Source organism: Pseudomonas meliae (genome assembly GCF_001400515.1).
GTDB lineage: Bacteria > Pseudomonadota > Gammaproteobacteria > Pseudomonadales > Pseudomonadaceae > Aquipseudomonas > Aquipseudomonas amygdali.
The window spans coordinates 1-4,034 of record NZ_LJQT01000418.1 but is presented as its reverse complement, the minus strand read 5'-3'; the positions used below and the strand labels follow the sequence as shown (position 1 = coordinate 4,034).

Below are 4,034 nucleotides of genomic sequence, written 5' to 3'. Positions count from 1 at the left end.
AAAATTTCTGACAGTCTCACTATTCACGGATATTCTTCACCGTTCCAGGATAAGGCGTAAAACGTTCGCTATATTCTTTAGCTCGTTTGCTCGCCCAGGCGCTCAGAGCGTTGTACTTCTCAATTTTAAAAGCACTGGCTCCTTTAAACGACCCATCGTTGCGAGCGCTTTCGCTGAAACTGCTAACTCTATTATCAACTCGGGCCTAATCGGAAGATGCCCCGAAGGATCCCGAACCCAGCCGGATCTCCACCAACCTATGCATACGCATTCAGCCTACTCTCACCAACCGGGCTCAAACTGCCTTCCTCGCAAAACTGCCAGGTAAAAAAGTAAAAACCCCCGNNNNTGGAGGGTCAGAACCGTCCGGGGTGTTTTTTACCCACTGTTTACAGCTTGGCGATGGAAACTTCTGTCGACTTCACGAAGGCAATTACTTCGCTGCCGACGACCAGTTCCAGCTCTTTTACCGAGCGGGTGGTGATGACCGAGGTCACAACGCCGGAAGCGGTCTGTACGTCGATTTCCGACAGTACGTCGCCGTGGACGATTTCCTTGATGGTGCCTTTGAACTGGTTGCGAACGTTGATGGCTTTGATAGTCATGGCATGTCTTCCTTTGGGGATCAGGGTTAATTTGCCCAGCGCAATTGCGTGGGCATTGGCGAAAACGGTTCCGGGTCAGGTGGCGAGCCGGGGATGGCCAATACTCGGTTGAGCACTTCGGCTTCCAGCGCAGCAAGGCGGTGCGAGCCGCGAGCACGTGGCCGTGGCAGGTCGACTAGAAGGTCGAGGCCGATCTGGCCTTCTTCGATCAGGATCACGCGGTCGGCGATGGCGACTGCCTCGCTGACATCGTGAGTAACCAGCAGTACCGTGAAGCCGTATTGGCCCCACAGTTTTTCAATCAGTTGCTGCATTTCGATGCGGGTCAAAGCGTCCAGCGCGCCCAACGGCTCGTCGAGTAACAGCAGGCGCGGCTTGTGAATCAGCGCACGCGCCAGAGCAACACGCTGCTTCTGGCCACCGGACAATGCCGCTGGCCACTCGTTGGCGCGTTCGGCAAGGCCGACGGCCTCGAGCGCTTCGAGTGCTTGCGCACGCCAGTCGCCGCTCAGGCCAAGGCCGACGTTGTCGATGATCTTCTTCCAGGGCAGCAACCGCGCCTCCTGGAACATCAAACGCGTATCTTCGCGAGCGTCGTCCAGTGGTGCAGAACCTGCAAGCAATTGACCCTCGGTTGGCTTGTCGAGACCGGCAAGCAGGCGCAGCAAGGTACTTTTACCGCAGCCACTACGGCCGACGATGGCGACGAACTGACCGGCCGGAATATGCAGGTCGATGTCCTTGAGCACTTCGCGAGTACCGAACGCTTTTTTCAGGTTGCGTACTGCCAGCGGAATACCGCGCAGCAAATGTGGAGGCTGCTGTTTCAGACTGGTCATGCGGCACCGCCTTTGCTCACTTGATAGGCCGGGTGCCAGCGCAGGCACACACGTTCAAGGCCTCGCGCCGCCAGATCGGCCAGTTTGCCGAGGACGGCGTACAACACAATGGCCAGTACCACGATGTCGGTTTGCAGGAATTCCCGTGCATTCATCGCCAGATAACCGATGCCGGAGCTGGCAGAAATGGTTTCTGCCACAATCAGCGTCAGCCACATGAAGCCCAGCGCAAAGCGCACACCGACCAGAATCGAAGGCATGGCACCTGGCAGGATCACATGCCGGAACAGGCTGAAACCTGACAGGCCATAGCTGCGGGACATTTCTACCAGCGCCGGATCGATGTTGCGGATGCCGTGGTAGGTGTTCAGATAAATCGGGAACAGGGTGCCCAGCGCGACAAGAAATATCTTCGCTGTCTCATCAATGCCGAACCACAGAATGACCAGCGGAATCAGCGCCAGGTGCGGCACATTACGGATCATCTGCACTGAGCTGTCCAGCAGGCGCTCGCCCCATTTGCTCAGGCCGGTAATGAAGCCCAGCGCCAGACCGATGCCACCGCCAATGGCGAATCCGATCCCGGCGCGCCAGCCGCTGATCGCCAGATGCGTCCAGATTTCGCCACTCGCAACCAGATTGATACCCGCCTCAATGACTGCGCTGGGTGCAGGAAGAATGCGTGTGGATAGCCATCCGGCGCTGACCGACAGCTGCCAGACGGCCAACAACAGGACTGGAAGTGCCCAGGGCGCCAGTCGGTGAATGATGCGTTGCGAAGCACTGAGGCTCATGGAGTTGTCTCCTCGAAGGGCCTGACGATCACTGTGCTTGAGCAACAGCAGCAGGGGGTGTCCAGACCACATCAGCAATGCTGAGCGGCTTCGGAATCAGTTTGAGCTGGTAGAAGGTGTCAGCAATTTTCTGCTGCGCCGCTACAACCGGCGGAGTAATGAACAGCGCACCGTAGCCTTGGCGTTTTACCGAGGTCAGGGTGATGTCGGCGGGCAGCCCCAGCAACGGCGCAACCTGTTTGGTCACTTCGTCAGGGTGAGCCTTGGACCATTCGCCCACTGCACGAACTTCTTCGATCAAGGCTTGAATCACCTTCGGATTCTTTTGCGCGTAAGGCTTGGTCGCCAGATAGAACTGGTGGTTGTCGACAATGCCGGTGCCGTCTTTCAAGGTCCGCGCCTGCAATTGCTTTTCTGCTGCAGCCTGATACGGGTCCCAAATGACCCAGGCATCCACGCTGCCGCGCTCGAAAGCGGCACGCGCATCGGCCGGAGGCAGGAAGACGGTCTGGATATCGGTGTATTTCAGGCCGGCATCTTCCAGTGCCTTGACCAGCAGGTAATGGACGTTCGAGCCTTTATTGAGGACGACTTTCTTGCCCTTCAGGTCTTTGACCGAAGTAATAGGCGAGTCTTTGGGTACCAAGATGGCTTCACTGGTCGGCGCTGGCGGCTCGTAAGCCACGTACAGCAGATCCGCGCCTGCTGCCTGAGCGAAAACCGGCGGCGTTTCACCGGTCACGCCGAAATCAATCGAGCCCACGTTCAGACCTTCAAGCAACTGCGGACCGCCCGGAAATTCTGTCCACTGAACCTTTACGCCCTGCTCGGCCAGGAGCTTCTCCAGCGAACCCTTGGCCTTGAGCAGCACCAGCGTGCCGTATTTCTGATAACCGATGCGCAGATCTTCCGCCTGGGCCTGGGTGACCGCGCCAAGCGCGACCGCAGCAGCAAACAGAGCGACAAGGCCTCGACGCAAAATGACAGTGCGCATATGCGCTCCTTTAGCGGTTGTTGGGTAGTGCCTGCTCAGTCAGTCACAGACGAACAAGGCGGGAATAGGGACGACATTAACAGCACTTTTTATATCTATAAATCTTATTTATTCATTTAGTTATTCTATAAATGAATATAAAGGGCAGCACTATTTTTCAACTATCGTGCGCCGTACTACGGCGGCATGCCGTTCTGGACCCTCTGCGTCCGATCTTGAGTATGCGGCGTGGCGTATATCCACGACGCGGAGCGTCACGACAGGCATTCCCACGCTGGAGCGTGAGGAACGATGATCTCAACTATCGTGCGACGCTCTGCGTCCGATCTTGAACAGGCGGCGGGGAGAAGATCTGTGACGCGGAGCGTTACTCGCGGCATTCGTACGCTGGAGCGTGAGGAACGATGATCTCGACTATCGTGCGACGCTCTGCGTCCGCGCTTGATCGAGCGACGCAGTCGGCGGCTATGAGGGAGGAATAAAAAAGGGCCGATGAATCGGCCCAAATAACCTCACGCTTGGTAGATCGAAAATTAGCGGTTTGGCTGAGGTGTCAGGCGCAGATAAGGCGTGACGGCCTTGTAGCCCTTGGGAAAGCGTTCTTTGATCTCGGCTTCGTCCTTGATCGACGGCACAATCACTACATCATCGCCGTCCACCCAGTTGGCGGGCGTGGCAACCTTGTAGTTGTCGGTCAATTGCAGCGAGTCGATAACGCGCAGAATCTCGTGGAAATTACGCCCGGTACTCGCCGGATACGTAATCGTCAGGCGCACTTTCTTGTTAGGTATCCTCTGAAAAA

Annotated in this window: 4 protein-coding genes and 1 pseudogene; all 5 read right to left on the bottom strand. The window is 56.8% G+C overall.

Translation table 11 applies throughout. The features are described from left to right. Positions 1–389: 389 nt before the first annotated feature. A complete protein-coding gene (locus ALO64_RS19335; protein ID WP_002555770.1) occupies positions 390–605 on the bottom strand; it encodes a TOBE domain-containing protein in 216 nt (71 codons plus the stop codon). Between the two features lie 26 nt (positions 606–631). Beyond that, positions 632–1,444 carry an aliphatic sulfonates ABC transporter ATP-binding protein gene (gene ssuB, locus ALO64_RS19330; RefSeq protein ID WP_044345654.1) on the bottom strand — a complete coding sequence of 271 codons (813 nt, stop codon included), beginning with the start codon at positions 1,442–1,444 and terminating at the stop codon, positions 632–634. After that, entirely contained in the window at positions 1,441–2,238 is a 798-nt protein-coding gene (gene ssuC, locus ALO64_RS19325; protein ID WP_004655051.1) for an aliphatic sulfonate ABC transporter permease SsuC, read from the bottom strand. The genes ssuB and ssuC overlap by 4 nt, the downstream gene beginning before the upstream one ends. A gap of 28 nt (positions 2,239–2,266) precedes the next feature. Next, positions 2,267–3,232: a sulfonate ABC transporter substrate-binding protein gene (locus ALO64_RS19320; RefSeq protein ID WP_044345656.1), complete on the bottom strand. Its 966-nt coding sequence runs from the start codon at positions 3,230–3,232 to the stop codon at positions 2,267–2,269. A gap of 533 nt (positions 3,233–3,765) precedes the next feature. After that, positions 3,766–4,034 (bottom strand): annotated as a pseudogene (locus ALO64_RS19315) (peroxidase); the annotation flags it as partial.